Source organism: Bradyrhizobium sp. WSM3983, from assembly GCF_000473045.1.
In the GTDB taxonomy this organism is placed as follows: Bacteria; Pseudomonadota; Alphaproteobacteria; order Rhizobiales; family Xanthobacteraceae; genus Bradyrhizobium.
In genome coordinates this window covers 103,615-129,084 of record NZ_AXAY01000028.1, presented here as the reverse complement: position 1 = coordinate 129,084, position 25,470 = coordinate 103,615, and the positions used below count along the sequence as shown (strand labels likewise).

At 64.2% G+C, this 25,470-nt stretch carries 29 protein-coding genes, 1 pseudogene and 1 riboswitch; of the genes and pseudogenes, 18 read left to right on the top strand and 12 right to left on the bottom strand.

Going from position 1 to position 25,470, the window contains the following annotated elements; translation table 11 throughout:
- The 5 genes and pseudogenes from YUA_RS51965 to YUA_RS0131300 form a co-directional block, all read right to left on the bottom strand.
- A pseudogene (locus tag YUA_RS51965) lies at positions 1 to 156 on the bottom strand (IS701 family transposase); the annotation flags it as partial.
- A 175-nt stretch (positions 157 to 331) separates the two neighbouring features.
- Positions 332 to 1,429 carry a redox-regulated ATPase YchF gene (ychF, locus tag YUA_RS0131315; protein ID WP_027534246.1) on the bottom strand — a complete coding sequence of 366 codons (1,098 nt, stop codon included), beginning with the start codon at positions 1,427 to 1,429 and terminating at the stop codon, positions 332 to 334.
- Positions 1,430 to 1,434: 5 nt separating this feature from the next.
- Positions 1,435 to 2,040 carry an aminoacyl-tRNA hydrolase gene (gene pth / locus YUA_RS0131310; RefSeq protein WP_027534245.1) on the bottom strand — a complete coding sequence of 202 codons (606 nt, stop codon included), beginning with the start codon at positions 2,038 to 2,040 and terminating at the stop codon, positions 1,435 to 1,437.
- Between the two features lie 58 nt (positions 2,041 to 2,098).
- A complete protein-coding gene (locus tag YUA_RS0131305; RefSeq protein WP_027534244.1) occupies positions 2,099 to 2,839 on the bottom strand; it encodes a 50S ribosomal protein L25/general stress protein Ctc in 741 nt (246 codons plus the stop codon).
- A gap of 303 nt (positions 2,840 to 3,142) precedes the next feature.
- Positions 3,143 to 3,394 carry an accessory factor UbiK family protein gene (locus tag YUA_RS0131300; protein ID WP_027534243.1) on the bottom strand — a complete coding sequence of 84 codons (252 nt, stop codon included), beginning with the start codon at positions 3,392 to 3,394 and terminating at the stop codon, positions 3,143 to 3,145.
- Positions 3,395 to 3,565: 171 nt separating this feature from the next.
- Here YUA_RS0131300 and YUA_RS0131295 point away from each other — a divergent pair, with 171 nt between their 5' ends.
- The 9 genes from YUA_RS0131295 to YUA_RS45550 all read left to right on the top strand — a co-directional run bounded on the left by YUA_RS0131295 (position 3,566) and on the right by YUA_RS45550 (position 11,888).
- Positions 3,566 to 4,303: a dienelactone hydrolase family protein gene (locus YUA_RS0131295; protein ID WP_027534242.1), complete on the top strand. Its 738-nt coding sequence runs from the start codon at positions 3,566 to 3,568 to the stop codon at positions 4,301 to 4,303.
- Between the two features lie 8 nt (positions 4,304 to 4,311).
- Positions 4,312 to 5,157, top strand: coding sequence for a prolipoprotein diacylglyceryl transferase (gene lgt / locus YUA_RS0131290; protein ID WP_027534241.1), 846 nt, complete (start codon positions 4,312 to 4,314; stop codon positions 5,155 to 5,157).
- Positions 5,158 to 5,175: 18 nt separating this feature from the next.
- Positions 5,176 to 6,297: a class I SAM-dependent methyltransferase gene (locus YUA_RS0131285; RefSeq protein ID WP_027534240.1), complete on the top strand. Its 1,122-nt coding sequence runs from the start codon at positions 5,176 to 5,178 to the stop codon at positions 6,295 to 6,297.
- A complete protein-coding gene (pgeF, locus tag YUA_RS0131280) occupies positions 6,294 to 7,061 on the top strand; it encodes a peptidoglycan editing factor PgeF (protein WP_027534239.1) in 768 nt (255 codons plus the stop codon). Before YUA_RS0131285 ends, pgeF begins: the two co-directional genes overlap by 4 nt.
- Before the next feature lie 211 nt (positions 7,062 to 7,272).
- Complete coding sequence (locus YUA_RS0131275; RefSeq protein WP_027534238.1) at positions 7,273 to 7,899, top strand: hypothetical protein; 627 nt, start codon at positions 7,273 to 7,275, stop codon at positions 7,897 to 7,899.
- A 194-nt stretch (positions 7,900 to 8,093) separates the two neighbouring features.
- Positions 8,094 to 9,047 (top strand): ribose-phosphate pyrophosphokinase, encoded by a 954-nt coding sequence (locus YUA_RS0131270; RefSeq protein ID WP_027534237.1) that lies wholly within the window; start codon positions 8,094 to 8,096, stop codon positions 9,045 to 9,047.
- A gap of 375 nt (positions 9,048 to 9,422) precedes the next feature.
- A complete protein-coding gene (locus YUA_RS0131265; protein WP_027534236.1) occupies positions 9,423 to 10,451 on the top strand; it encodes a putative zinc-binding metallopeptidase in 1,029 nt (342 codons plus the stop codon).
- Positions 10,448 to 11,482 carry an ATP-grasp domain-containing protein gene (locus tag YUA_RS0131260; RefSeq protein ID WP_027534235.1) on the top strand — a complete coding sequence of 345 codons (1,035 nt, stop codon included), beginning with the start codon at positions 10,448 to 10,450 and terminating at the stop codon, positions 11,480 to 11,482. The genes YUA_RS0131265 and YUA_RS0131260 overlap by 4 nt, the downstream gene beginning before the upstream one ends.
- Positions 11,483 to 11,561: 79 nt before the next feature.
- Positions 11,562 to 11,888, top strand: coding sequence for a hypothetical protein (locus YUA_RS45550; RefSeq protein WP_156947366.1), 327 nt, complete (start codon positions 11,562 to 11,564; stop codon positions 11,886 to 11,888).
- A 132-nt stretch (positions 11,889 to 12,020) separates the two neighbouring features.
- On the opposite strand, the gene YUA_RS0131250 is transcribed toward YUA_RS45550, so the two are convergent.
- Positions 12,021 to 12,590, bottom strand: coding sequence for a 6,7-dimethyl-8-ribityllumazine synthase (locus tag YUA_RS0131250; protein WP_027534234.1), 570 nt, complete (start codon positions 12,588 to 12,590; stop codon positions 12,021 to 12,023).
- Between the two features lie 74 nt (positions 12,591 to 12,664).
- A riboswitch (FMN riboswitch) is annotated at positions 12,665 to 12,823 on the bottom strand.
- A 413-nt stretch (positions 12,824 to 13,236) separates the two neighbouring features.
- On the opposite strand from YUA_RS0131250, the gene YUA_RS0131245 reads away from it, so the two are divergent.
- A complete protein-coding gene (locus tag YUA_RS0131245) occupies positions 13,237 to 13,737 on the top strand; it encodes a YbjN domain-containing protein (RefSeq protein WP_027534233.1) in 501 nt (166 codons plus the stop codon).
- Between the two features lie 198 nt (positions 13,738 to 13,935).
- Positions 13,936 to 14,760: a pyrroline-5-carboxylate reductase gene (gene proC, locus YUA_RS0131240; protein ID WP_027534232.1), complete on the top strand. Its 825-nt coding sequence runs from the start codon at positions 13,936 to 13,938 to the stop codon at positions 14,758 to 14,760.
- 3 nt (positions 14,761 to 14,763) lie between these two features.
- Here the strand turns inward: proC and YUA_RS0131235 are convergent, their stop codons facing one another.
- From YUA_RS0131235 to YUA_RS0131220, 4 genes are all read right to left on the bottom strand, one after another.
- Positions 14,764 to 15,156 carry a thioesterase family protein gene (locus YUA_RS0131235; protein WP_027534231.1) on the bottom strand — a complete coding sequence of 131 codons (393 nt, stop codon included), beginning with the start codon at positions 15,154 to 15,156 and terminating at the stop codon, positions 14,764 to 14,766.
- A gap of 204 nt (positions 15,157 to 15,360) precedes the next feature.
- Positions 15,361 to 15,615, bottom strand: coding sequence for a tautomerase family protein (locus tag YUA_RS0131230; protein WP_156947364.1), 255 nt, complete (start codon positions 15,613 to 15,615; stop codon positions 15,361 to 15,363).
- Between the two features lie 67 nt (positions 15,616 to 15,682).
- Positions 15,683 to 17,203, bottom strand: coding sequence for a histidine--tRNA ligase (gene hisS / locus YUA_RS0131225; protein WP_027534230.1), 1,521 nt, complete (start codon positions 17,201 to 17,203; stop codon positions 15,683 to 15,685).
- A 261-nt stretch (positions 17,204 to 17,464) separates the two neighbouring features.
- Positions 17,465 to 18,547, bottom strand: a complete 1,083-nt coding sequence (locus YUA_RS0131220) for a branched-chain amino acid aminotransferase (protein WP_027534229.1) — start codon at positions 18,545 to 18,547, stop codon at positions 17,465 to 17,467.
- A 328-nt stretch (positions 18,548 to 18,875) separates the two neighbouring features.
- Between YUA_RS0131220 and YUA_RS0131215 the strand changes: the two genes are divergently transcribed.
- Genes YUA_RS0131215 through YUA_RS0131205 form a run of 3 tightly spaced genes read left to right on the top strand, consistent with a single transcriptional unit; the run spans position 18,876 to position 21,551 of the window.
- Positions 18,876 to 19,418 (top strand): MarR family winged helix-turn-helix transcriptional regulator, encoded by a 543-nt coding sequence (locus YUA_RS0131215; protein WP_027534228.1) that lies wholly within the window; start codon positions 18,876 to 18,878, stop codon positions 19,416 to 19,418.
- Positions 19,415 to 20,146 carry a response regulator gene (locus YUA_RS0131210; RefSeq protein ID WP_027534227.1) on the top strand — a complete coding sequence of 244 codons (732 nt, stop codon included), beginning with the start codon at positions 19,415 to 19,417 and terminating at the stop codon, positions 20,144 to 20,146. The genes YUA_RS0131215 and YUA_RS0131210 overlap by 4 nt, the downstream gene beginning before the upstream one ends.
- A gap of 19 nt (positions 20,147 to 20,165) precedes the next feature.
- A complete protein-coding gene (locus YUA_RS0131205; protein ID WP_027534226.1) occupies positions 20,166 to 21,551 on the top strand; it encodes an ATP-binding protein in 1,386 nt (461 codons plus the stop codon).
- 16 nt (positions 21,552 to 21,567) lie between these two features.
- Here YUA_RS0131205 and YUA_RS0131200 read toward each other — a convergent pair whose 3' ends face one another.
- Together YUA_RS0131200 and YUA_RS0131195 are read right to left on the bottom strand one after the other, a co-directional pair.
- Positions 21,568 to 22,098 carry a DUF3617 family protein gene (locus YUA_RS0131200; protein ID WP_027534225.1) on the bottom strand — a complete coding sequence of 177 codons (531 nt, stop codon included), beginning with the start codon at positions 22,096 to 22,098 and terminating at the stop codon, positions 21,568 to 21,570.
- 55 nt (positions 22,099 to 22,153) lie between these two features.
- Entirely contained in the window at positions 22,154 to 22,459 is a 306-nt protein-coding gene (locus YUA_RS0131195) for a hypothetical protein (RefSeq protein ID WP_027534224.1), read from the bottom strand.
- Positions 22,460 to 22,641: 182 nt separating this feature from the next.
- Here YUA_RS0131195 and YUA_RS0131190 point away from each other — a divergent pair, with 182 nt between their 5' ends.
- The 4 genes from YUA_RS0131190 to YUA_RS0131175 all read left to right on the top strand — a co-directional run bounded on the left by YUA_RS0131190 (position 22,642) and on the right by YUA_RS0131175 (position 25,431).
- The gene (locus YUA_RS0131190) at positions 22,642 to 23,106 is read left to right on the top strand and encodes a hypothetical protein (RefSeq protein WP_027534223.1); all 465 of its coding nucleotides are present in this window, start codon (positions 22,642 to 22,644) and stop codon (positions 23,104 to 23,106) included.
- 137 nt (positions 23,107 to 23,243) lie between these two features.
- Positions 23,244 to 23,945 (top strand): ribonuclease T2, encoded by a 702-nt coding sequence (locus YUA_RS0131185; protein ID WP_027534222.1) that lies wholly within the window; start codon positions 23,244 to 23,246, stop codon positions 23,943 to 23,945.
- Between the two features lie 157 nt (positions 23,946 to 24,102).
- On the top strand, positions 24,103 to 24,963 hold the full coding sequence (locus YUA_RS0131180; protein ID WP_027534221.1) for a 23S rRNA (adenine(2030)-N(6))-methyltransferase RlmJ: 861 nt from the start codon (positions 24,103 to 24,105) through the stop codon (positions 24,961 to 24,963).
- 252 nt (positions 24,964 to 25,215) lie between these two features.
- Complete coding sequence (locus YUA_RS0131175) at positions 25,216 to 25,431, top strand: cold-shock protein (RefSeq protein ID WP_027534220.1); 216 nt, start codon at positions 25,216 to 25,218, stop codon at positions 25,429 to 25,431.
- Positions 25,432 to 25,470: the final 39 nt, after the last annotated feature.

Sequence of the window (25,470 nt, the reverse complement as noted above, 5' to 3'; positions counted from 1 at the left end):
CATCGGCTCGACGCTCTTACGTTCGCCCGGCAATATCAAGCCGGTGCAATAGTCACGCAGCGGCCTCATCCGCACTGCCTGACCGATCACACTTCCAAGCCCAGCTACATAGGCCGCAAACCGTGCCCCGCTGCTTTCACCCTGATTGAGATCCATCTGGCCCTCCGCATGCCAAATATTGAATCTCCTCAAATATTTGATTCTCCGCCCACCGCGGCCGCGACCGAATGACTCAGTAAGATTAGCCGAAGGCGTAACCCACCGCGTCTCTTACCGCGGCGACAGAAGAGGTGGGTTACGCTCCGCTAATCCACCCTACGAAGGCCGCCTCTTACGTATTAAACCGGAAATGCATCACGTCGCCATCGGCGACGACGTATTCCTTGCCTTCGAGGCGCAGCTTGCCGGCATCGCGGGCGCCGGCTTCGCCGTTGAACGCGACGTAATCCTCATACGCAATCGTCTCGGCGCGGATGAAACCCTTCTCGAAATCGGTGTGGATCACACCGGCGGCGCCCGGCGCCTTGGTGCCGCGATAGATGGTCCAGGCGCGCGCTTCCTTCGGGCCCACCGTGAAATAGGTGATGAGGTCGAGCAACGTGTAGCCGGCACGGATCAGGCGATCGAGGCCGGCCTCTTCGAGCCCCAGCGTCTCCAGGAAATCGGTGCGCTCTTCGCGCGAGATGGTGGCGATCTCGGATTCGATCTTGGCGGAGATGACGACGGCAACGGCGCCTTCCTTGGCGGCCTGGTCCTGCACCGCCTTGGAGAACGAATTGCCCGTGGCCGCCGAGCCTTCCTCGACGTTGCAGACATAGAGCACGGGCTTGGACGACAACAGGCCGAGCATGCCGAAGGCGCGCTCCTCCTCGGCCTTGCGCTCGACCAGGCGCGCGGGCTTGCCTTCGCGCAGGAGCACCAGCGTGCGGTTGACGAGGTCGAGCTGCTCCTTGGCGTCCTTGTCGTTGCCCTTGGCCTTTTTGGTCAGGTTGTCGACGCGCTTCTCGAGGCTGTCGAGATCGGCGAGCATCAGCTCGGTCTCGATGGTCTCGATGTCGGCGAGCGGCGCGATCTTGCCCTCGACATGGGTGATGTCGGAATCTTCAAAGCAGCGCACGACATGCGCGATGGCGTCGACCTCGCGGATGTTGGCCAGGAACTGATTGCCGAGGCCTTCGCCCTTGGAGGCGCCGCGCACGAGGCCCGCGATGTCGACGAAGGTCAGCCGCGTCGGAATGATCTGGCCCGATTTGGCGATCGCCGCGAGCTTGTCGAGCCGCGGATCGGGCACAGCGACCTCGCCGACATTCGGCTCGATGGTGCAGAACGGATAGTTCGCGGCCTGCGCCGCGGCCGTCTCGGTCAGCGCATTGAACAAGGTCGACTTGCCGACATTGGGCAATCCGACGATTCCGCATTTGAATCCCACGAGCGTTATTCCTTGCCGTTCTCGTCCTTAGTCAAAAATCCCTTCGCCTGCATCGCGAGATGCACCCTGTTGGCGAAGGTCGCGTCCGTGCCCTTGACGATCAGTTCGGCATGCTCGGCCACCGCGTCGCAGAGCGTCGTCACCCAGTCGCTGTCGGCCTTGGCGAAGTCCGACAGCACATGGCCGTGCACCATCTCCTTGACGCCGGGATGACCGATGCCGAGCCGCACCCGGCGATATTCGTTGCCGATATGCGCGGAGATCGAGCGCAGGCCGTTATGCCCGGCAATGCCGCCGCCGATCTTCACCCGCACCTTGCCCGGCGGCAGCTCGAGCTCGTCGTGAAACACCGTGGTGTCGCCCGGCGCGATCTTGAAGAAGCTCGCGGCTTCCTGAACGCTGCGGCCGGAGTCGTTCATGTACGTCGTCGGCTTGAGCAGGATCACGCGCTCAGTGCCGAGCGTGCCTTCCGAGATCTCGCCCTGAAAACGACGGCGCCATGGTGCGAAACCATGACGCCGCGCAATCCCGTCGACGGCCATGAAGCCGATATTGTGCCGATTACGTGCGTATTTCGCGCCGGGATTGCCGAGCCCAACAAAGAGTCGCATGACGCGGCGCGCCCCTCGCTCGGCGCGCGATCAGAGACCGAGCGCCAGCTTTGAGAGATTACTTCTTCTTGTCGCCGCCGGCGGGAGCCTTGGCAGCAGGAGCCTTGGCAGCCGCTGCCGGAGCAGCAGCACCCGCAGCCGGTGCAGCCGCGCCAGCCGCCGGAGCGGCCGCAGCGCCCGGAGCCGCGCCACCTGCAGCGGCCGCGGCCGCGGCCTTCTGCTCTTCGGCGTAGCCGGACGGCGGCACGATGGTGACGAGGGTTGCGTCCTCGCGGGTCAGCGCCTTCACGCCGGCCGGCAGCTTGACGTCCGACAGATGGAGCGAGTGACCGATTTCCAGCGAGCCGACATCGACTTCGATGAACTGCGGGATGCTCTCGATACCGCATTCGAGCTCGACCGCATGAGCGACGAGGTTGACGGCGCCGCCGCGCTTCACGCCAGGCGAGCCTTCCGCCTTCACGACATGCAAGGGAACGCTGATGCGGATGGTGGCGCCTTCGCCGAGGCGCATGAAGTCGACGTGGATCGGGAAGTCCCTGACCGGATCGAGATGGTAGTCGCGCGGAATCACGCGGTGCTTCTTGCCTTCGAGGTCGATGTCGACCAGCGTGGTCAGGAACCGGCCGGCGAGGATGCGCTGGCGCAGTTCGCGATCATCAACCGAGATCGGGAGCGGGGGCTGCTTGTTACCATAGATCACTCCGGGCACTTTCCCGGCGCGACGCTCAGCCCGGGCGGCCCCCTTGCCGCTCTTCGGACGTGCGGTCGCCTTCAATTCCTTGACGGTCGTCGCCATAGTCTAAGTCCTTGTTTTTGCAAAAGTTAATGGGCCGCAGCGCGGCCCATGGCATAGTTCGCAGCAAGCCTCCAGGGGTGCGGGGGCCACGAACTGCCGGGCTTTTACCCGGAAGATGCAGAAATGACAAGGAGAATGGGCTGCTCTTACCCTCCCCCTCCAGGGGGAGGGTCGATCGCGCGAAGCGCGAGCGGGGTGGGGTGACAGTTTCTCCATTGAGGCGGTGCCCGAGTGGAGAGATCACCCCACCCCGGTGCTACGCGCCGACCCTCCCCCTCCAGGGGAGGGTAAGAAAGAGCTGCCTTACCCGCCGAGCTTGGCCTCCAGCGCCGCGATGCGCGCCTTCAGGGCCTCGTTTTCCTCGCGGGCGAGGCGGGCCATGTCCTTGACCGCCTCGAACTCCTCGCGCTTGACCAGGTCCATGTCGCGCAGGAACTTCTCGGCTTGCGTCCGCATCACCGTATCGAACTCACGCTTGACGCCCTGGGCCGCGCCGGCGGCGTCGTTCATCATGCGGCCGATCTCGTCGAAAAACCGGTTGGTGGTCTGGGTCATGTCGGTCTCCTGGCGGCCTCGATAAACTTTGCGCGAACAGCGGACAAGACAATGGCAATCTGCGAAGGCCGGTTCAAGGGCCGCGCGGCGGTATCCTTGTCATGCCCCGGTTTCCTTGCAATCGTATTCAACGTCCCTGCATAAGAAGAATCACAAGGCGGAACGCAAGACATGATCGAGCAGCAGATCGCAATTCCCACCAAGGACGGGCACACCGCGACCTTCATCGTTCATCCCGAGCGCGACGGACCGTTCCCGGTCATCCTGTTCTACATGGACGCGCCGGCGATCCGCGAAGAGCTGCGCGACATGGCGCGCCGGCTCGCGACGTCGGGCTATTACGTGATGCTGCCGAACCTCTATTACCGCTCCGGCGTGATGGAGCTTGGCGCGCTGCCGGCCGATCCGAACGCGCCGGAGCGCAAGCGCCTGTTCGCGCTGATGGGCTCGCTCACGATTCCCATGATCATGGACGACACGAGGGCGCTGCTCACCTATGCCGAGGGCCAGACGGCCGCGAACGCCAAAATCATTGGCACCGTCGGCTATTGCATGAGCGGCCGCTACGCCATCAATGCCGCCACGCATTTCCCCGACCGCGTCAAGGCCGCCGCCTCAATCTACGGTGTGCAGCTCGCGACGGAGCAGGACGACAGCCCGCATCTTGCCGCGAGCAAGACCAAGGCCGAGCTCTATTTCGCCTGCGCCGAGACCGACATCTATGCGCCGACCGAGATCATCGAGAAGGTCAAGCAGGGCACGGACGGCGCGAAAGCCGAGGTCGAGGCCTATCCCGGCACCCATCACGGCTTCGCCTTTCCCAAGCGGCCGGTCTATGACCGCGACGCCGCCGAGCGGCATTGGGAGCGGCTGCTGGCGCTCTATCGCCGCAATCTCGTCCAGCAATAGCAGGCGCGATGCCCTTTCTGCTCATCGACTTCCCATCGTTCAACCCGATCGCGGTCGCGATCGGGCCGTTCGCGATCCGCTGGTACGCGCTGGCCTATATCGGCGGCATCGTCATCGGTTGGCTCTATGCGCGTTCGCTATTGAAGGACGAGCGCCTGTGGGGCGGCCCCGCGCCGATGTCGCTGGTGCAGATCGACGACTTCATCCTCTGGGTTACGCTCGGCATCATCCTGGGCGGCCGCACCGGCTATGTGCTGTTCTACAATCTGCCCTTCTTCATCGATCATCCCGACGCCATCTTCCGGCTGTGGGAAGGCGGCATGTCGTTTCATGGCGGCTTCCTCGGCTGCGTCGTCGCGGTGATGTGGTTTGCCTATCGCAACGGCATCTCGATCCTGTCGCTCGGCGACATCACCACCGCAGTCGCCCCGATCGGGCTGCTGCTCGGGCGGATCGCCAATTTCATCAATGGCGAATTGTGGGGCCGTGCCACCGATGCGAGCCTGCCCTGGGCGATGATCTTCCCCAACGATCCCTCGCATTTGCCGCGCCATCCGAGCCAGCTCTATGAAGCCGGCATGGAGGGCATTCTGCTGTTCGCGGTGCTCGCGATCATGATCCGCCTCGGCGCCCTGAAGCGTCCCGGCATGATCCTCGGTGCCTTCATCCTGATCTATGGCCTGACCCGCATCGCCGGCGAGCACTTCCGCGAGCCGGACGTCCAGCTCGGCTTCCTCTGGGGCGGATTAACCATGGGCATGCTGCTGTCGATCCCGATGCTTATCGTCGGCGGTATACTTATTGTATGGGCTGTCAGGCGCGGGGCACCGAGGCCCACCGAGGCCATTCGTTAATCCATTTCGAGAAGACACGTGACCGAACAGCCACTGCTCAACGAGATCAAGGCGCTGATCAAATCCTCAGGCCCCATGCCGGTCTGGCGATACATGGAATCGTGCCTGATGCATCCGCGCTACGGCTATTACGTCTCGCGCGATCCATTGGGACGCGAAGGCGACTTCACCACCGCGCCCGAAGTCAGCCAGATGTTCGGCGAACTGCTGGGATTGTGGACCGCCTCGGTCTGGAAGCAGATGGGTTCGCCGCAATTCCTGCGGCTGATCGAGATCGGCCCCGGCCGCGGCACCATGATGGCGGACGCACTGCGCGCGCTGCGCGTGCTGCCGCCGCTCTACCAGGGGCTCAGCATTCATCTGGTCGAGGTCAATCCGGTCCTGCGCGAGCGGCAGAGCACGACATTGGCGGGCGTGCGCAACAACATCGCCTGGCACCACAGCATCGACGACGTGCCCGAAGGCCCCAGCATCATCCTCGCCAACGAATATTTCGACGTGCTGCCGATCCACCAGATGGTGAAGCGCGAGAACGGTTGGCACGAGCGTGTGGTCGAGGTCGACCCCAACGGCAAGCTTCAGTTCGGCGCGGCATCCGAGCCGACGCCACGCTTCGACGTGCTGCTGCCGCCTTTGGTACGCGCGGCGCCGGTCGGCGCGGTGTTCGAATGGCGGCCCGATACCGAGATCATGAAGCTCGCCGCGCGCGTGCGCGACCAGGACGGCGCGGCCCTGATCATCGATTACGGCCATCTGCGCAGCGATGCCGGCGACACCTTTCAGGCCATCGCACGTCACAGCTTCACCGATCCCCTGAAGGCGCCGGGCCAGGCTGACGTCACCGCCCATGTCGACTTCCAGGCGCTCGCGCGCGCGGCTGAGGACCTCGGCGCCCGCGTGCACGGGCCGGTGACGCAAGGTGATTTCCTCAAGCGCGTCGGCATCGACACCCGCGCCGCCGCGCTCATGCAGAAGGCGACGCCGGAGGTGGCAACCGACATTTCCGTGGCGCTGAAGCGGCTGACCGACACCGGGCGCAGCGGCATGGGCGCGATGTTCAAGGTGCTCGGCATCTCCGAGCCGCGGCTGACGGGCCTTGCGGGCCTCAGCGACCTCGAACGGGCCGGAGACCATCGATGACTCTCACTTCGTCGCTGCTGTCGGCAGTGCCCGGCCTGCGCCATTCCTTCTTCACGCGTGAAGGCGGCGTCTCCAGCGGCATCTATGCCGCGCTCAACGGCGGGCTCGGCTCCAACGACGATCAGGCCCTTGTTGCAGAGAACCGCCGCCGCATGGCCGAACATGTCGGCATTGCGCCGGAGCGCTTTCTCAGCCTGCATCAGATCCATTCGCCCGACGTCCGCGTCGCCGATGCACCCTGGCCAAGCGGCCCACGGCCGAAGGGGGATGCACTGGTGACCAGGACGCCGGGCATCGCGCTCGGCGTCTCCACCGCCGATTGCGGCCCCGTGCTGTTCGTCGATCCCCATGCGCGCGTGATCGGCGGCGCCCATGCCGGCTGGAAGGGCGCGCTCACGGGTGTGCTGGAATCCACGATCTCGGCGATGGAGAATCTCGGCGCCGCCCGCAGCGGCATCATCGCCGCGATCGGTCCCTTGATCCGCCAGGACAGCTACGAGGTCGGCAACGAGTTCGTCGCGCGTTTCATCGAGGCGGATGCGGACAACGCGATGTTCTTCATCCCGTCGCTGCGCGAGGGCCACGCGATGTTCGACCTCGCCGGCTTCATCCGCATGCGGCTGGAAGCCGCCGGCATTCTGATGATCGACGATCTCGGCCTCGATACCTACGCCGACGAGCGCTTCTTCAGCTATCGCCGCTCGGTGCATCGCAAGGAGCCGGATTACGGCCGCCATATTCACGCGATCGCGCTGGAAGCGTGAACACACCGGCAACCTGAACAACCGTCATTCCGGGGGCTCGCGAAGCGAGAACTATGATGCGCAATTGCGCATCTGAGAATCCATCGTGCGGAAGTTCGCGCGGAGAAATGGATTCCGGGCTCGCGCCAAGTGGCGCGCCCCGGAATGACAGTGTGTTTTGTATCGCCTCTGCCCTAGACCTTAATCGATTTTAACGATATCGCTGCCCTCAATGAGGGAAGCGTCATTCATCTTGCGCCGTGCGGGCTCGCGCGTGCTGGCGGTCATACTGCTGGCGGCAGCGACCGCGCTGGCCGGCTGCGCCGGCGGCAACGCACCCGCCAATTCCTACGCGATGGTGCCGAGCGGCGGGTCTGGGGCGACGGTCGCTTTTGAGTCGATCGACGGCCCGCCGCCGCAGGTATTCGACCGCATGGTCGGCGTGCTCGACAGCGAATCCAAGCTGCGTAGCCTGTCCGTGGTCTCCCGCGAGGGGACGGCCGCCTACCGCGTGCGCAGCTACCTCTCCGCCCAGGTGGTCCGCGGCAAGACCGTGATCGCCTGGGTCTGGGACGTCTACGACGCCAGCCAGCAGCGGGCGCTGCGCCTCTCCGGCGAGGAACTGACCGCCGCCAAAGGCGGCCGGGACGCGATGCGCGACCCCTGGCAGGCTGCCGACGACCTCGTGCTGCGGAAGATCGCCCAGGCCGGATTCAGCGGACTTTCCAACATGATCAACGGAACGCCGGACGCGCCCGGCTCGGTTCCGGGCCTGCGCGGACCGGCGGTGGCGAGTGTGGCTCCGGAGGCTCCGGCGCTGGAGATGCCGGCCTCGGCGCTCGGCTATGCCCGGCAATAACCACCGCTAAACCACGGGCCCAAGTTGCAGCCAAGCTGTTGGCCCGACTCAGGCTTTTCGGAGGGAAAACGTAGCATCCCGGGTTGCCAGTGCGGGCTTCGGCCTGATATTTCCTCGCCCGTCGTAACCGTGCTGCCAGTGGGTATTCTTTGATGTTGAACGTCGTATCCAGCAAAGCGCGGGAGGAAGCGTCCATGTCGGCCAAGAACGGCTCCATCAAGCTTGTCGCCGGCAACTCGAATCCCGCCCTCGCGCAGGCGATCGCGCAGGGCCTGGACATGCCGCTGACCAAAGCGGTGGTGCGGCGCTTTGCCGACATGGAGATCTTCGTCGAGGTCCAGGAAAACATCCGCGGCTCGGATGCCTTCATCATCCAGTCGACTTCGTTTCCGGCGAACGACAATCTGATGGAGCTGCTGATCATCACCGACGCGCTGCGCCGCTCCTCGGCGCGCCGCATCACCGCAGTGATCCCCTATTTCGGCTATGCCAGGCAGGACCGCCGCTCCGGCTCGCGCACGCCGATCTCGGCCAAGCTCGTCGCCAATCTGATCACCCATGCCGGCGTCGACCGCGTCATGACGCTCGACCTGCATGCCGGCCAGATCCAGGGCTTCTTCGATATCCCGACCGACAATTTGTTCGCTGCCCCCCTGATGGTGCGCGACATCCGCGAACGTTTCGATCTCGGCAACGTGATGGTAGTATCGCCCGACGTCGGCGGCGTGGCCCGCGCCCGCGGCCTCGCCAAGCGCATCAACACCCCGCTCGCGATCGTCGACAAACGCCGCGAACGTCCGGGTGAATCCGAAGTCATGAACGTGATCGGCGACGTCTCAGGCTACAGCTGTATCCTGGTCGACGACATCGTCGATTCCGGCGGCACGCTGGTGAACGCCGCCGACGCGCTGATCGCCAAGGGCGCCAAGGATGTCTACGCCTATATCACCCATGGCGTGCTCTCCGGCGGCGCGGCCGCCCGTATCTCGGGCTCGAAGCTGAAAGAGCTCGTCATCACCGACTCGATCCTGCCGACGGAAGCGGTGACCAAGGCGCCGAACATCCGCACACTGCCGATCGCGAGCCTGATCTCGGATGCGATCGCGCGCACCGCGGCGGAAGAGTCAGTCTCGAGCCTGTTCGACTGATTTCTTCTTCGCCTCTCCCCGCAAGCGGCAGGGCAATCGCATATGAAAACTTGTCCCTGCGACCATCCTTCGAGACGCCCGCTTTGGGCGGGCTCCTCAGGATGAGGGCGGAGTATGCGGCAGCAGTTTCAAAGGGGCACTGACGCTGGTTAGCCTCATCCTGAGGAGGCGCGTAAGCGCCGTCTCGAAGGACGAGGCGTGCGCGCAGGTCGCCCGCAACGAGTCATATGCGATTGCCCTGCCCGCAAGCGGGGCGAGGGAGCGCGAGCCGCTCCCGCCCCTCACGACGCGCCGCAGCACGGCTCGCGGGTTGTTGCGGGCTGCCGCCCATGACATCATTGAGATTCCGAGTCATCCCTGCCTTCTGGATACCTGATGCCGCGCCGGAAATTTGCTTGGGAAAAGCTGTCGGATGACGAGCTGCTCAAGCAGCGCCTCTCCAGCCTGAAGGTTACGGTCGAAGGCACCTGGCTGGAGGATTGCGTCGCCACGCTCCACGAGGAGCTGGAAGAGCGAGGCATCCGGCTGCGGCCGCACACGTGGATCTCGAGCGAGTGGTTCAGTCCGGGAGACGTGCCCGGCATCGCGATCCCCTTCTATCTCGCCCATCCCCGCCTGATGAAGCTCGAGAAGAAGATGATGTTCGACGTCGAGGGCGGAACCTGGCGCGAGTGCATGGCCATTCTCCGTCACGAGGCGGGCCATGCCATCCAGCACGGTTTCCAGTTGCAGCGCCGCCGGCGCTGGCAACAATTGTTCGGGCCGTCGTCGAAACACTACCCGCGCTACTACCGGCCCAATCCGGCGAGCAGGCGTTACGTTCAGCACCTCCGGCTCTGGTACGCGCAGAGCCACCCGGATGAAGATTTCGCCGAGACGTTTGCGGTGTGGCTGCGACCGCGTTCGAACTGGCGCACGCGATACGCCGGCTGGCCCGCGCTGAAGAAACTCGAATATGTCGACGAGCTCATGGGCGAGATCGCGGGAGAGCGACCGCTCGTCACGACGCGAAAGCGTGTCGATCCCCTGAGCAGGCTCAGCCAGACGCTCGAAGAGCACTACAAGCAGAAGCAGGCATTCTACGCCTTCACGCCACCGAAGACCTACGACCGCGACCTCTCCCGGCTGTTCTCTGCCGATCCGCGGCATCACCGGTCGAAGCCGGCTGCGGCCCTGATCCGGCGGCACCGCGCCCAGATCAGGCGACTGGTCGCGCGGTGGACGGGCGAGAACCAGCTCACGCTCGATGCCGTGCTTGACGACATGATCTCCCGGTGCCGCGAGCTCGACCTGCGCGCGGTGGGCCCGGAACAAAAGCTCGTTCTCGATTTCACTGTCCTCGTGACCGCCAAGACGATGCACGCGCTGTTTGGCCCGTCTCGGCGCAAATGGATCGCGCTATGAGACGACTCCGTATCCTCGTGCTGATGCATCCCGACTTCCTGCCGCCGGACTCATCCGACGGATACACGGCGCAGGAAATCAACACTTGGAAAACGGAATACGACGTCGTGAGCACCTTGCGCGCGGCCGGCCATGAGGTCCGCGCACTCGGCGCACAGGAGGAAATCAGGCCGGTCCGCGAAGCGATCGAGGAGTTCAAGCCGCACGTGGTTTTCACGCTGCTGGAGGAATTCCACTACAACGTCGCCTATGACCAGCATATCGCCAGCTATCTCGAACTGATGAAGGTCCCTTATACCGGGTGTAATCCGCGCGGCCTGATCCTGGCGCGCGGCAAAGACCTTTCCAAGACGCTGGTGCATCACCGCCGCATCGCGGTCCCGGCCTTCGCCGTCTTCCCGATGCGACGCAAGGTCAAGCGGCCGAAGCATCTTGCGCTGCCGCTGATCGTCAAGAGCCTGAACATGGATGGATCTGCCGGCATTTCTCAGGCCTCCATCGTCGATACCGACGAAAAGCTCGCGGAGCGCGTCGCCTTCATCCACGATCGGAGCGAAACCGCGGCCATCGCCGAGCAGTTCATCGAGGGTCGCGAGCTTTATGTCGGCGTTCTCGGCAACAACCGTCTCCGCGTCCTGCCGGTGTGGGAATTGAAATTCGGCAGCATGGGCGGGCGCAGTTCACGGCACATCGCCACCGAAAAGGCCAAGCACGACACCGACTACCAGGAGCGCCTCGGCATCGTCGACGGGCCGGCGAAAGACCTCGCGCCCGAAGTCACGGCGCGCATCCAGCGTGCCGCGAAACGCATCTACCGGGCGCTTGGCCTCGATGGCTACGCGCGCATCGATTTCCGTCTCGCTGCCGACGGCACGCCGTATTTCATCGAAGCCAACCCAAACCCTGAAATCGCCAAGAGCCAGGAGTTCGCCACGGCGGCTCAACATGACGGGCTCAAATACAGGGATCTCCTGCATCGCATCCTCACCCTTGGGATCAGCCGCGCCAAGGCAGGCGTATCCCTGGGCTAAGAGCGAATTCAGCCAAGAGGTCGCCTCCGCTCTTGGCGACCCCAGACGGCTGGCACGCGAGCTGCGCGCCGAGACGGGATTGCGCCGGTGGGAGAACCACCACTCCTTCCGCAACTCGACGGCCGCGCTGTTCGCGCTCAGCGGCCTCGCCGTGGGAATTGTCGGCATCGGATTGCTCATCAGCGTCTACAAGCATTTCGGCGATGGACGGGTCGTCGAGCTGATCTTGCGCGGGCTCGCAGGCGTCGCCTTGGTGACCACTGGCGCAGGGTTCGCTGCGTTGCTGGCGCTCGGACTCAATGCCGCCGTCCGGTGGCTCGGCGGCTATGCGCGGCTGCATTACCGGCTGCTCAAGCCGGAGCGAGCGGGCGCCGTGCCCACCAGCAGGTTTTGCGATCGGGAATAGTGGGCACGCTCCGCTTTGTCCACCCCACGGCAGCTAACCGACCTTCGCCCTCGCGCTCACACGGCCTCCTCCCGCCGCCGACTTTATAGGGATGGCGGCGGGATTGACCATCAGCGGCGTGTGCAAGGAGTGCTACACAATCCCCGCCGCGACCTGGCCGCGCAGGCGCTCCAGGCCGAGCAGTGTCTCCGCACAGGCGGCCGCGACCTCGACGCCCTTGATCGCAAAGTGCCTGCGGAAGAAATCGTAGTGCACTTCGGTCTCGTGGAATTGCTGTGGCGTCAGCACGGCGGAGAACACCGGCACCTCGGTGCGCAGTTGCACGTCCATCAGCGCCTTGATCACGGTGTCAGCGACGAACTCGTGGCGATAGATGCCACCGTCAACGACAAGGCCGGCCGCGACGATCGCGGTGTAGCGCCGCGTCTTGGCGAGGACCTGCGCGTGCAGCGGGATCTCGAACGAGCCCGGCACCTCGAACACGTCGACATGGGTGAGACGGCGCGCCTCGGCCTCCTTGATGAAGGCGATGCGGGCTTCCTCGACCACGTCGCGGTGCCAGCAGGCCTGCACGAAGGCCACCCGCTGCGGCTTGGCGAAGCGCGGATGCTCGGTCGCCGGGCCTTGCGGAACCGGCGGCGGTGTCTGGGAAGTTTCAGCTTGGGAGGTTTGGACTTGGGGATCTTGCAACATCTGATTCATGGCTTTCCTTCAAAGGACCAGAATCAGGGCACACGGAACGACAAACAGCCGCATCTTGCGATGCGTCTGCCACCGACCGTTCTCTTTCATCCGGACTTTAACCGTCGGCTTCGGAGTCGCACCGAATCTGCTGACCCTTCCCTTCGGTAAAAACCTGGAGGAAGGCGCTCGCGGGCTTAGGCTTTTCGGCCCTTACCGCCGGTGGGGACTTTCACCCCGCCCTGAGAACATCGGCCGCTCGGGATTGAGCGACCCGGTTCGAAATATGACGCCGGTCCGGGGCCGCAGGCAAGCGGTTCCGCAGCAAAAAAGCGCATGGTCCCATGCCGCTATGGCGGTACAGCCCTCGCGGGGCGGAATTAACGATTGGCGTATTCCTCGCGAATTCGATTCCGGTTTGTTCTCATCGTTAAGAATTGTGGCCGAGATGAGCTGTGGACGAACGAGTCCTGGCTTGTGGACGGACTCGGGACCCGGTTGCGCAGATTCCGCAAATCACATCAGTTGATCCGCGACAAGCCCGCGCTGATCCCGGGATCGCTACAGCGACTCCCATTGGATCGCCTTAGCGATATCTAAGGAAGCGCGCGCCGGACCAACCGCGTGCGTATCTAAAGACAACAAGAAGGCAAGAGGTCGAGACGGCATGTCCCTGCTCGAAGGCGCTATCGATTCCAAAAGCCATCCGCTCGCGGTGGTCGAGGATATCGCTGCCAGCAACAACTGGCCGTTCGAACGCTCCGGCGAAGACGAACTGACCATTGTCTCGAAGGGGCAATGGACCGACTACCAGATCTCGTTCACCTGGATGGGTGAGATCGAAGCGCTGCATCTCGCTTCCGCTTTCGACATGAAGATTCCGGTCGCGCGGCTCGGCGAGGTGCAGCGGCTCGTCGCCGCGGTCAACGAGCAATTGTGGATCGGCCATTTCGACCTGTGGACCAACACCGGCATGATCATGCACCGCCAGGCGCTGGTGCTGCCGGGCGGCCTCACCGCCTCGACCGCGCAATGCGAAGCCATGCTCGCCGGCGCCATCCACGCCTGCGAACGTTACTTCCCGGCGTTCCAGTTCGTGGTGTGGGCCGGCAAGACCACCGCGCAGGCGATGGACGCCGCGATGTTTGATACGGTCGGCGAGGCGTAAGCCTTTCCTGTGAGCCACGGCTCTCTCCTCGTCGTCGTCCCGGCCTAGTGCGCAATTGCGCACGGGGGGCCGGGACCCATACCGCGTGATTTCGCCGTATCGCGCATGCTTGTTGCTCTGCCTTCCATCCACTAGAACCATTTGTGGTTATGGGTCCCGGCCTTCGCCGGGACGACACCTTTGTTCGTGGTGACCGCAGTGGCAAACAGCACTCTCCAAAACATCACCGGAACCATCCTTCTCGCCGGCGCCGGCAAGATGGGCGGCGCGATGCTGACCGGATGGCTGGCAGGCGGGCTCGATCCGCGCCGCGTTGCGGTGGTCGATCCGCACATCTCGCCCGAGATCACCGCGCTGGCCGCCAGGGGCGTTGCGCTCAATCCCGATGTGAAGGCGGCTGGTAGCGTCGAGACGATGATCGTCGCGGTGAAGCCGCAGATGTTCCGCGACGCCGGCGCCAAGCTGAAGTCGTTCATCACGGACAAAACCTCAGTGGTCTCGATCATGGCGGGAACCACGATCGCCTCGCTTGAAGAAGTCTGCGGCGGCGCCGTGGTGCGCGCGATGCCGAACACGCCGGCCGCGATCGGTCGCGGCATTACGGTTGCCGTTGCTGCGAAGAATGTCAGCGCCACGCAACGTGCCATCGCCGATGCATTGCTGCGCGCCACCGGCTCGGTCGAATGGGTCGAGGATGAAAGCCTGATGGACGCGGTGACCGCCGTGTCGGGCTCCGGTCCGGCCTATGTGTTTCTGCTCGCCGAGGAGCTCGCGCGCGCCGGCGTGGAAGCGGGATTGCCCGAAGCGTTGGCGACAAAGCTCGCGCGCGAAACGGTCGCGGGCTCTGGTGAGCTGCTGCACCAGTCGGATCTTCCCTCCAGCACGCTGCGCCAGAACGTCACCTCGCCGGGCGGCACCACCGCTGCGGCACTCGGCGTGCTGATGGGCGAGCCCGGCCTGCGCGAGTTGATGATCCGCGCGATTGCGGCTGCGACGAAGCGATCGAAGGAATTGGCCAAGTAGCGGCTACGCCCCGAGCCGCTTGTTGAACATCTCGACATTCACGAGCCCGCGCGCGTGGCGGCCTTCGCCGAGCTTGCGCGTGCCCTCGAATGCCTCGACCTCGAAGCGGATGACGCGGCGCTCGACCGCGATCACTTTCGCAGTGGTCCGCACCGTTGCGCCGACAAGCGCTGCGGCAAGATGGCGGATGTCGACCTCGGTGCCGACGGTGACCCAGCCCGGCTGAAGTGCGGAGCGGATCGCGTCACCCGACGTCATCTCCATCTCCAAAATCATCATCGGGGTCGCATAGACCATCGGCATGCCGGGCACGAAATGCCCGACCGTCCGCTCCACTGGGACCACCAGCGTGCGCTCGGCGCTCATGTCGATTGTGATGAAGTCGCGTGCGTCCATGAGGCCTCAAACTCCGCTGTCGTCCCGGACAAGCGAGCGTAGCGAGCGCTGATCCGGGACCTATAACCACAGGGAATAGTTTGGCGAAGACTCGGAGTTATCAGCTCGCGCCTACAACCACTCCCTGTGGTTATGGGTCCCGGCCTTCGCCGGGACGACGGCAGTGATTGGCGCTATGGCTGTGCTTACGGGCTCGAGCCGTAGCTACTTCTTCGCAGCCGCGGCGCGCTCCACAAACGTCTTGCCGCCCTTCATCTTGTGGCGGAGCGGGGCTTCGTTGATCTGGATGACGACCGCATCGGCGTCGACGCCGAGATTCTTCACCAGCGCCTGGGTGATGTCGCGCATCATGCCGGCCTTCTGCTCGTCGGTGCGGCCTTCGGCCATGCTGACGGTGATCTCAGGCATCGTTTTCTCCCTACTGCTGTCGCGATGACCGGGCACGCCCCGGTCCTTCATGGTGGTGCGCATCAAACAGGACGTGGCTGCCCGGGACAAGCCCGGGCATGGCAGCCTGCCGGAATGGCTATCCCCACTCTACGTCATGGCGGCCTAAGACCTCGCGCACCTTGGTGACGAGATCGGCTTCGCTGCACGAGAACTGCGCCGGACGCGTCTCGCGCCATTCCTGGTTGGAGGCGATCGCAGCGGCGGCTTTCGCGCCCTCGATCAGATCCTTGATCTGCAGCTCGCCGCGCGCCTTTTCATCCGAACCCTGGATGATCACGCAAGGTGAGTTGCGGCGGTCCGCGTATTTGAGCTGGTTGCCCATGTTCTTGGGATTGCCGAGATAGAGCTCGGCGCGGATCCCGGCGGTGCGCAGGGACGCCACCATCTTCTGATAGTCGGCAACGCGGTCGCGGTCGAACACGGTGACGACGACGGGCCCGACTTCTGGCCGCGTGTCGAGCTTGCCGAGCAGAGTCAGCGCGGCCTGCAGCCGCGACACGCCGATCGAGAAGCCGGTCGCCGGCACGGGCTCACCGCGGAAGCGCGAGACGAGACCATCATAGCGCCCGCCACCGCCGACCGAGCCGAAGCGCACCGAGCGGCCCTTCTCGTCCTTGGTGTCGAGCAGCAGCTCGACCTCGTAGACGGGGCCGGTGTAATATTCGAGGCCGCGCACGACGGACGGATCGATCTTGATACGGTCGACACCGTAACCCGACGCCGTGACGAGCTTGGCAATCTCTTCCAGCTCGCTCACGCCGGCCTGACCGACCTCGCTCTTGGCCAGGTAAGTCTCTGCAGCGGTAATGGCCTCTTTCCAATCGTCGCGCGGCTTGGTGATGGCGAGAACGACGTCAGCCTCCGCCGCGCTCAGATTGGCGCCCTTCGTGAAGTCGCCCTTGCCTTCTTCGCCGCCGTCCCATCGTCCGGGGCCGAGCAATTTGCGCACTTCGTCGGCGGAAAACTTGTCGAGCTTGTCGATCGCGCGCAGCACGGTCAGCCTGCGTGCCGCATTCTCCTCACCCGCGAGCCCGATGGCTTCCAGAACGCCGTCGAGCACTTTTCGGTTGTTCACCTTCACCACGTATTGGCCGCGCGCAACGCCCAGCGCTTCCATCGTGTCCGCGGCCATCATGCAGATCTCGGCATCCGCCGCCGGCGTCGCTGAGCCGACCGTGTCGGCGTCGAACTGCATGAACTGACGGAAGCGGCCGGGGCCGGGCTTTTCGTTGCGGAAGACGTAGCCGACGCGGTAGCTGCGATAGGGCAGGACCAGACCGTCGGTGCCATAGCGCTCGCCGACATAGCGCGCCAGCGGCGCGGTCAGGTCGTAGCGCAAGCTGATCCACTGCTCGTCATCGTCCTGGAACGAGAACACGCCCTCGTTCGGGCGATCCTGGTCGGGCAGGAATTTGCCGAGCGCGTCGGTGTATTCCATCGCCGGCGTCTCCACCGGCTCGAACCCGTAGAGCTCGTAGACGGCGCGGATCTTCTCGACCATCTCGCGCGTCGCCCGGATCGCAGCGGGATCGCGATCCTCGAGCCCGCGCGGCAGGCGCGCCTTCAGTTTCTGGGGTTTTTTGGGTTTTTCGGCCATGTCGCTCGTTGTCAGGCGTGTAAGGTGACGTTGACTTACAACATAGACCTCGACTTACAACCCGCAAACGGCGCTTTTCACCTCGCCCCGCTTGCGGGGAGAGGTCGAAATTCGCGCTGAAGGCGCGGATTTCGGGTGAGGGGGACTCTCCGCGAACTCATATCTCTCGAATTCGCCGTGACAGCCCCTCACCCCACCCTCTCCCCGCAAGAGCGGGGCGAGGGAGCGAGAGAGCCTGCCGTGCCTGACGCCGCGAACCGTTCAAAACACCTTCCTGATCCAGTTGTGCGGATCGTTGGTGCGGCCGTACTGGATGTCGACGAGCTGCTTGCGCAGGCCCATGGCGACGGGACCGGCGGCGCCGCCGCTGATCTCGAAATCGCCGCTGACCGAGCGCACCTTGCCGATTGGCGAGATCACGGCCGCGGTGCCGCAGGCGAAGGCTTCCTTCAGCCTGCCGCTGGCCGCGTCCTTGCGCCACTGGTCGAGCGAGTACGGCTCCTCGCGCACGGTCTTTCCGGCGTCCTTGGCCAGCGCGATGATGGAGTCGCGGGTGATGCCGGGCAGGATGGTGCCGAGCGGCGGGGTCGACAACGAGCCGTCGTCGAACACGAAGAACACGTTCATGCCGCCGAGCTCCTCGACATAGCGGCGCTCGACCGCGTCGAGGAAGACCACCTGATCGCACCCGTGCTGGATCGCTTCGGCCTGCGCACGCAGGCTTGCAGCGTAATTGCCGCCGCACTTGACGGCGCCGGTGCCGCCGACGGCCGCGCGCGTGTAATTCTCGGAGACCCAGATCGAGACCGGCGCCGGGCCGCCCTTGAAATAGGACCCGACCGGTGAGGCGATGACCGTGAAGATATATTCGGACGACGGCTTGACGCCGAGGAAGGTCTCGCTCGCGATCATGAAGGGCCGCAGATAAAGGCTGCCTTCGCCGCCCGGCATCCAGGCGCGATCGATGCGCACGATCTGCTCGACCGCCTCGATGAAGACGTCCTCGGGGAGCTGCGCCATGGCCATGCGATCGGCGGAGTTCTTGAAGCGCCGCGCATTGGCATCGGGGCGAAACAGGTTCACGCCGCCGTCGTCGCGCTTGTAGGCCTTGAGGCCTTCGAAAATCTCCTGGGCGTAGTGCAGGACCGCGCCGGCCGGATCGATCTGAAAATTGGCGCGCGCTTCGACGCGCGCCTCATACCAGCCGCCCTTGGCCTGGTTATAGCGGACCACCGCCATGTGATCGGTGAAGACGCGTCCGAAGCCTGGGTCGACCAGCTTGGCGACCCGGTCCTTCTCGGACGTCGGATTGGACGCGGGCTGGATGTCGAATTTCATGCTCATGTCCTTGGCTCCCGCTGCCGGTGGCGGCGTTGTTCTGGCGCCGGCCTAGCCTGTTTCGGCCCGGCTGGCTTGATGTGGTTTCTGGCCGGACCGCCACCAGCCTTGTTACGGCCGGTTTCCGTGGCCAGCATGTCTTCCGAGGACATGCTTTTGCGGAAGGCGGAAGTCCAGTATGTTTTGCCGAAATGCCGCTCGACAATCGCACGGTAGATCTGCTTCGGCCGTCGCCGCCTGTTCGGCCACTCTTAGAAATGCCACCCGACACTAAACGATCTAAAATTTCGTGCGGGTCGATCGTTTTGTAACATTGAACCCAAGATACGTCAATATGCCTGACATAAATTTCGCGACTCCCTCTCAAGACGCTGCCGAGCCACGGCCGGCGGCAGGCGATGGAGGCAATTTGCGCTGGGATATCATCGAACTGCTGTTCTTCGCCTATCGCGATTTCGTCGGCGATCCCGACCATGAGTTGGAGGCTTTTGGCTTCGGCCGGGCCCATCACCGGGTCATGCACTTCGTCTACCGCTATCCCGGGCTGAAGGTCGCCGACCTGCTCGACGTCCTGCGCATCACAAAACAGTCGCTCGGCCGCGTGCTCAAGCAGCTCCTGGATGAGGACTACATCGTGCAGAAGACCGGCGACAACGACCGCCGCCAGCGCCTGCTCTATGCGACGCCGAAGGGCGAGGCACTGGTGCAGAAGCTCGCCGGACTCCAGACCACGCGGATCACCAAGGCCCTCGCCGAGATGGCGCCGCAGGATGCCGAAACCGTCAAGCGCTTCCTGCGCGCGATGATCGACCGCGACGATCCGGACAAGGTGCTGGAGACGATCTTCGCCACCACCCATCAAGACGCAAAGGAGTGACCGTGCCGCTCGCTGCCACGCTCGCCCGCCCGCCGGTGCAACCGGCTGACGACGCCCCCCATCTGCTGCTGGTCGACGACGATCGCCGCATCCGCGATCTGCTGTCGCGCTTTCTTGCGGCTGAAGGCTATCGCGTCACCACCGCTTCGAGCGCGGGTGATGCGCGTTCAAAGCTTTTGGGGCTGCATTTCGATTTGCTGATCCTCGACGTCATGATGCCCGGCGAGACCGGGTTCGATCTCGCCCGGTTCATCCGCACATCCTCGTCGGTGCCGATCGTGATGCTGACGGCGCGCCATGAAGCCGAAGCTCGTATCGAGGGCCTTCAGATCGGAGCCGACGATTACGTGGCAAAGCCGTTCGAGCCGCGCGAGCTGGCGCTGCGCATCAACAACATTCTCAAGCGCGCCGCGCCGCCGGTCCAGGCCGCGGCGGTGGAGAAGATCGCGTTCGGTCCTTACGTCTACCATCTCGATCGCGGCGAATTGCGCCAGGGCGAGGAGGTCATCCATCTCACCGACCGTGAGCGCGAGATGCTGCGGATTCTCTCGGAGACGCCGGGCGAGACCGTGCCGCGCAGCGCGCTCACCGGCAATGGCAGCGTCAACGAGCGCGCCGTCGACGTGCAGATCAACCGCCTGCGGCGCAAGATCGAGACCGATCCCGCCAATCCGCTGTTCCTCCAGGCAGTGCGTGGCATCGGTTACCGGCTGGTCGCCTCGCCATAAAAGCAGTGAAGCACGACCGATGAGCACGATCGATACCGGCCTGACGCTGCTCAAGAGCGCCGCCGGGCGCGTCTCTGCCGCCAATGGCTGGATGGGCAACGCCTTCAAGGGCTGGATGCCGACCGGCCTCTATGCGCGCGCACTGCTCATCATGATCGTGCCGATGGTGATCCTGCAGACCGTGGTCGCCTTCGTGTTCATGGAGCGGCACTGGAACACGGTGACGCGGCGACTGTCGGCCGCAGTCGTGCAGGACATCGCCGCGCTGATCGATGTCTACAAGAGCTATCCGCAGGACAAGGACCGTGCGCAGCTCAAGAGCATCGGGCAACGGTTACAGTTGGTGGTCGATTTCCTGCCCCCCGGCGATATGCCGCCGCCCGGACCCAAGCCGTTCTTCTCGCTGCTCGACCAGACGCTGTCGGTGCAGCTCGGCCGCCAGATCGGACGCTCGTTCTGGATCGACACGGTCGGCCGCTCCAACCTCGTCGAGATCCGCATCCAGCTCGACGACGCCGTGATGCGCGTGTTCGCGCAGCGTAGCGCCGCCTATGCCTCGAACTCGGAAATCTTCCTGTTCTGGATGGTCGGCACATCGTCAATCCTGCTGATCGTGTCGGTGCTGTTCCTGCGCAACCAGATCAAGCCGATCCTGCGGCTCGCCGACGCCGCCGAAAGCTTCGGCAAGGGCCGCGAGGCGCCGAACTTCAGGCCGCGCGGCGCGCGTGAGGTGCGGCGGGCCGCGGGCGCCTTCCTCGAGATGAAGTCGCGCATCGAGCGCGCGATGGAGCAGCGCACCGCGATGCTCGCCGGCGTCAGCCACGACCTCCGCACCATCCTCACCCGCTTCAAGCTCGAGCTGGCGCTGATCGGCGACAGCCCCGAGATGGAGGGCATGCGCAAGGACGTCGACGAGATGTCGATGATGCTGGAGGATTATCTTGCCTTCGCCCGCGGCGATTCCGGTGAGCAGTCGCAGCCGACCGACATGGCGCAGGCGCTCGAGGAGCTGCGCAGTGACGCCGAACGCCACGGCCACGCCGCCACAGTGACATTCAGCGGTCTACCCGTGGTGACGGTGAAGCCGGCCTCGTTCAAGCGCTGCCTGGCCAACCTCGTCACCAATGCCGCGCGCTACGGCAGGGCCATTGCCATCTCCGGCCAGCGCGATCACCGCTATCTGACCGTCACCGTCGACGACGACGGCCCCGGCATTCCCGTCCATTTGCGCGAGGAAGTGTTCAAGCCGTTCCTGCGGCTGGACAACGCCCGCAACCAGGACGAAGGCGGCACGGGCTTGGGGCTAGCGATCGCCCGCGACATCGCCCGCTCGCATGGCGGCGACATCACGCTGGGCGACAGCCCGATCGGCGGATTAAGGGCGAGCGTGCGGATTCCGGTGTAGCTGCAGTAGCCCTAGCCTACTTCGGCAGCAGCGCCTTCAGCTTGTCGACGTCGCGCACGTTCATCTTGAAGCCGCCGGGCATCACGATGTCGCCGGGCTTCTGGTCCGGCTTGCAGGCGCCGAGCCATTTCGCTTCGAGCGTCATGGTGGTGTCGCGCCCCGCGGCACCGACAGCGCCACCTTGCGCATGCGACGAGGTCTTCACCGTATAGGCCGAATTGAAATCGCCGGTGATCTCGGCATGCGACGTCGTGGACATGCCGGCGACGCTGCACTCGGAATCGCTGACATAGCCGGTCGCCGTCTTCTTGATGTCTTGCTTGGAGCAGACCTGCTTGGCCATCGGCGAGATGTTGTTATTCATCTCCTTGTCGACAGCCTCGTCGGTGCAGTGCTGCATGGTCATTTCCGGCATCGCCGAGCCGGTCCTGACCATCTTCAATTCCCAGAGACCGGCCTTGCGTACCGGCAGATCGTCGGCCACGGCGCTCCCCGCCGACAACACGAGGCAAACGGCTGATCCGAGCAAAGCAAGCTTGCGCGTCATGCGAGAGACTCCCGGCTGAGACGTCGAGGCGTGACCTTTGGCGTTCTGAAACGCCTCAGTAGAGCGTGCGGATCGGCCGATCGGCGGCGCCGTAGGGCACCCAGCGGCAGGCGAACGAGATGTAACCGCCCTCATAGGCCTGCACCGCGAGGAATTTCACCACCTTGCCATAGCGTGCGCAGTGATCGGCCGCGACTTGGCGCGCATCGGTCTGCGTCGCCATGGAATAGGCGATGATGCCGCCGGTGTCGTTGCCCTTGAAGGGCGGCACCGGAAGAATGTCGGCGCGCGCCGACTGGCTCGCCATGATCCCCAAGACAACAAGGCTCGCAAGAAGGCCCGCGGCCGCAATGATTCGCATTCCCGTCACTCCGATTGGTTGGAGGCAGTTTACGGTGCCGACGCGGCGGTGAAAAGAACGGAAGGCCGGCTGACTGTGGCGTTGTGATCAACTCCTGGCCAAGTGTTGCCGCGTTGCACTTGACCTCTCCCGCCCTTCGCGGCACCGTCGGACCCTCGCAGATCATGCTGTCTGGATTGCCCATGCGCGCCTCGACCTCCCTGAAATCGCTCCGCTTTGCTGCCGTTCTCGGCCTCATGTTCGGGGCGCTGTCGCTCGGTGAGGCCAGGGCCGCCAATCCGCTGGAGCTGAATTTCTGGCTGAGCGGCCCTCGCTATGACGGCAATGTCGCCGAATGCGACAAGGCGCTGCCGACGATCGCCACCCAGTTCTGGGAGAAGGAAAGCTCGTTCTGGAATTCGTCGTTGAAGATCACGGGCTTCTCGGACGTTCACGAGACCGCGTTCCGGCCCTGGGCGTCCGACAACATTCCGCGCCGCTACTGCACCGGCGAAGCCATGCTCACTGACGGCAAGATGCGCAGGGTGCACTTCTCGATCGTCGAGGATGGCGGCTTTGCCAGCTTCGGCCAGGGCGTCGAATGGTGCGTGGTCGGGCTCGACCGCAACTGGGCCTACAATCCGTCCTGCCGCGCCGCCAAGCCCTAGCGCGCCGCGAAGTCCCAAGTCGAAGAGCCCTGATTCGAACCAATCAAGCGGCCGATTGGCGGTCCCTTCAATTTTGTTCTTGAAATGTTCTTGTTGCCTGCTAGGCTGATTGCACAGTCTAGTTGAGGGGCGTCGCCATGTTTTATTTTAGATTGAACTCGCTCTCCCGCCTGATGATCTCGCTCACCCTCGCTGCCGGGTTGGTTGGGCTCGCAGGCGGCGCCAAGGCCCAGGACAAGCGGCAGAACGCGCCCGGCGAATTCGATTTCTATGTGCTGTCGCTGTCATGGTCGCCGTCCTTTTGCGAGGAAGCGGCCGAGCGCGGCCGCGGCGGCGGGCGGTCGAATATCCAGTGCGAGGGACGGCCCTATTCCTTCGTGGTGCACGGGCTGTGGCCGCAATATGAGAACGGCTTTCCGGAATATTGCCAGCGGCCCTCGCCGCGGCTGAACCGCAACATCGTCTCCTCGATGCTCGACCTGATGCCCGCGCCGGGGCTGATCTTCAACGAGTGGGACAAGCACGGCACCTGTTCCGGGCTCGACGGCCGCAACTATTTCGAGACGATCCGAAAGGCGCGCGCCGCGATCAAGATTCCGGCCGAATATCTCGACCTGTCGCAGGCCAAGAGCGTGGCACCGGCGGAAGTCGAGGAAGCCTTCATCAAGGCCAATCCGGGCCTGAGCAACGCAGCCGTCTCGGTCACCTGCAACCGGACCCGGCTCTCCGAGGTCCGCATCTGCCTCAGCAAGGACCTGCAATTCCGCGCCTGCGAGGAGATCGAACGCCGCGCCTGCCGCCGCGACCAGGTGACGATGCCGCCGATCAGGGGTGGGTAGAAGGCCCCTGAACTCGTCATTCCGGGGCGCGCGAAGCGCGAACCCGGAATCCATCGCTCGGCATTCTCGGTGGGGAAATGGATTCCGGGCTCGGTGCTGCGCACCGCCCCGGAATGACGGGAGTTACTTTCATCGCGCGATATCGTAACTCTCCGCCATGAACTACCGCCACGCCTTTCACGCCGGCAACTTCGCCGATGTCATCAAGCACATCGTGCTGGCACGCATCCTGACCTATTTGCAGGACAAGCCGGCCGCCTTCCGCGTCATCGACACCCATGCGGGCGCTGGCCTCTATGATCTCGACAGCGACGAGGCGCGCCGCAGCGGCGAGTGGCTGACGGGAATCGCGCGGTTGATGCAGTCGCGTTTCTCGAACGAGACGGTCGCGCTGACCAAGCCGTATCTCGACATCGTTCGCGCCTTCAATCCGAAGGGCGAGCTCAAGGCCTATCCGGGCTCACCCTTGATCGCGCGTGGCCTGATGCGGCCGCAGGACCGGCTCGTGGCGTGCGAGCTGGAGCCGAAGGCGCGCAAGGCGTTGATTGACGTGTTGCGGCGCGACGAGCAGGCTCGCGTGGTCGATCTCGACGGCTGGATGGCGCTGCCGGCTTTCGTGCCGCCGAAGGAGCGGCGCGGTGTTGTGCTGATCGACCCACCGTTTGAGGCGAAAGACGAGTTCGAAAGACTGGGCGAGGCCTTCGCAACCGCGTTCGCGAAATGGCCGACCGGTATCTATGTAATCTGGTACCCCGCCAAGAGCCGGCGCGCCACCGACACGCTGGCGCAACTTGTGGCGCGGACCGCAGCCGCAGCAAAGACTCCGGGCAAGTGTCTGCGGCTCGAATTCAGCGCCGCGCCGCAGCTTGACGGTGCGGCACTCACTTCGGCGGGGCTCCTGATCGTCAATCCGCCCTACACGCTGCAAAGCGAACTCAAGACGATCCTGCCCGAGCTGGAAATACCGCTCGGCCAAGGCGGCGCTGCCAGATTCCGATTAGAGGTACCGAAGCCCTAAGCCGCCGCCATTCTTGGGAAAAATATGCAGTATCGGTAGTCAATCTGCAAAGAACCGTATTATGCTGTTTGCGTGACTGGCTTTACGTTCCGCTTCCGCGAATGGTTGCGGCGGAGTGAAGGCCTAAGAAAGATCCAGTCGGACCGAAGGGTCTGCCCAAGGATGGCCAGCTCTCCCGGGCTTCGTGATGCCCGGTCATGTCGCGACGCGCGTCTGCGTTGCGACGGAGGAGCAATGAGGGGGAGTTTCCCGATGGCCAATACGGGAACGGTTAAGTTCTTCAACGGCGAGCGCGGCTACGGCTTTATCAAGCCGGACGACGGCGGTCGCGATGTCTTCGTTCACATCACCGCTGTCGAGCGGGCGGGACTGAAGGATCTTGCCGAAGGACAGCGTATCACATTCGAAGTCGAACCGGACAAGAAGGGGAAAGGGCCGAAGGCGGTCAATCTCGTGATCCTTTCGTAGCGCACCTGACCCAAGAAACCTGGCGCAAAAAAATCCCGG

What these genes read in the sequence shown, in the direction of transcription:
- pth (WP_027534245.1), bottom strand. Translation starts at nt 2,040, where the DNA reads ATGCGACTCTTTGTTGGGCTCGGCAATCCCGGCGCGAAATACGCACGT.
- YUA_RS0131305 (WP_027534244.1), bottom strand. Translation starts at nt 2,839, where the DNA reads ATGGCGACGACCGTCAAGGAATTGAAGGCGACCGCACGTCCGAAGAGC.
- YUA_RS0131300 (WP_027534243.1), bottom strand. Translation starts at nt 3,394, where the DNA reads ATGACCCAGACCACCAACCGGTTTTTCGACGAGATCGGCCGCATGATG.
- YUA_RS0131295 (WP_027534242.1), top strand. Translation starts at nt 3,566, where the DNA reads ATGATCGAGCAGCAGATCGCAATTCCCACCAAGGACGGGCACACCGCG.
- lgt (WP_027534241.1), top strand. Translation starts at nt 4,312, where the DNA reads ATGCCCTTTCTGCTCATCGACTTCCCATCGTTCAACCCGATCGCGGTC.
- pgeF (WP_027534239.1), top strand. Translation starts at nt 6,294, where the DNA reads ATGACTCTCACTTCGTCGCTGCTGTCGGCAGTGCCCGGCCTGCGCCAT.
- YUA_RS0131275 (WP_027534238.1), top strand. Translation starts at nt 7,273, where the DNA reads ATGAGGGAAGCGTCATTCATCTTGCGCCGTGCGGGCTCGCGCGTGCTG.
- YUA_RS0131270 (WP_027534237.1), top strand. Translation starts at nt 8,094, where the DNA reads ATGTCGGCCAAGAACGGCTCCATCAAGCTTGTCGCCGGCAACTCGAAT.
- YUA_RS0131265 (WP_027534236.1), top strand. Translation starts at nt 9,423, where the DNA reads ATGCCGCGCCGGAAATTTGCTTGGGAAAAGCTGTCGGATGACGAGCTG.
- YUA_RS0131260 (WP_027534235.1), top strand. Translation starts at nt 10,448, where the DNA reads ATGAGACGACTCCGTATCCTCGTGCTGATGCATCCCGACTTCCTGCCG.
- YUA_RS0131250 (WP_027534234.1), bottom strand. Translation starts at nt 12,590, where the DNA reads ATGAATCAGATGTTGCAAGATCCCCAAGTCCAAACCTCCCAAGCTGAA.
- YUA_RS0131245 (WP_027534233.1), top strand. Translation starts at nt 13,237, where the DNA reads ATGTCCCTGCTCGAAGGCGCTATCGATTCCAAAAGCCATCCGCTCGCG.
- YUA_RS0131235 (WP_027534231.1), bottom strand. Translation starts at nt 15,156, where the DNA reads ATGGACGCACGCGACTTCATCACAATCGACATGAGCGCCGAGCGCACG.
- YUA_RS0131230 (WP_156947364.1), bottom strand. Translation starts at nt 15,615, where the DNA reads ATGAAGGACCGGGGCGTGCCCGGTCATCGCGACAGCAGTAGGGAGAAA.
- hisS (WP_027534230.1), bottom strand. Translation starts at nt 17,203, where the DNA reads ATGGCCGAAAAACCCAAAAAACCCCAGAAACTGAAGGCGCGCCTGCCG.
- YUA_RS0131220 (WP_027534229.1), bottom strand. Translation starts at nt 18,547, where the DNA reads ATGAGCATGAAATTCGACATCCAGCCCGCGTCCAATCCGACGTCCGAG.
- YUA_RS0131215 (WP_027534228.1), top strand. Translation starts at nt 18,876, where the DNA reads ATGCCTGACATAAATTTCGCGACTCCCTCTCAAGACGCTGCCGAGCCA.
- YUA_RS0131205 (WP_027534226.1), top strand. Translation starts at nt 20,166, where the DNA reads ATGAGCACGATCGATACCGGCCTGACGCTGCTCAAGAGCGCCGCCGGG.
- YUA_RS0131200 (WP_027534225.1), bottom strand. Translation starts at nt 22,098, where the DNA reads ATGACGCGCAAGCTTGCTTTGCTCGGATCAGCCGTTTGCCTCGTGTTG.
- YUA_RS0131195 (WP_027534224.1), bottom strand. Translation starts at nt 22,459, where the DNA reads ATGCGAATCATTGCGGCCGCGGGCCTTCTTGCGAGCCTTGTTGTCTTG.
- YUA_RS0131190 (WP_027534223.1), top strand. Translation starts at nt 22,642, where the DNA reads ATGCGCGCCTCGACCTCCCTGAAATCGCTCCGCTTTGCTGCCGTTCTC.
- YUA_RS0131185 (WP_027534222.1), top strand. Translation starts at nt 23,244, where the DNA reads ATGTTTTATTTTAGATTGAACTCGCTCTCCCGCCTGATGATCTCGCTC.
- YUA_RS0131180 (WP_027534221.1), top strand. Translation starts at nt 24,103, where the DNA reads ATGAACTACCGCCACGCCTTTCACGCCGGCAACTTCGCCGATGTCATC.
- YUA_RS0131175 (WP_027534220.1), top strand. Translation starts at nt 25,216, where the DNA reads ATGGCCAATACGGGAACGGTTAAGTTCTTCAACGGCGAGCGCGGCTAC.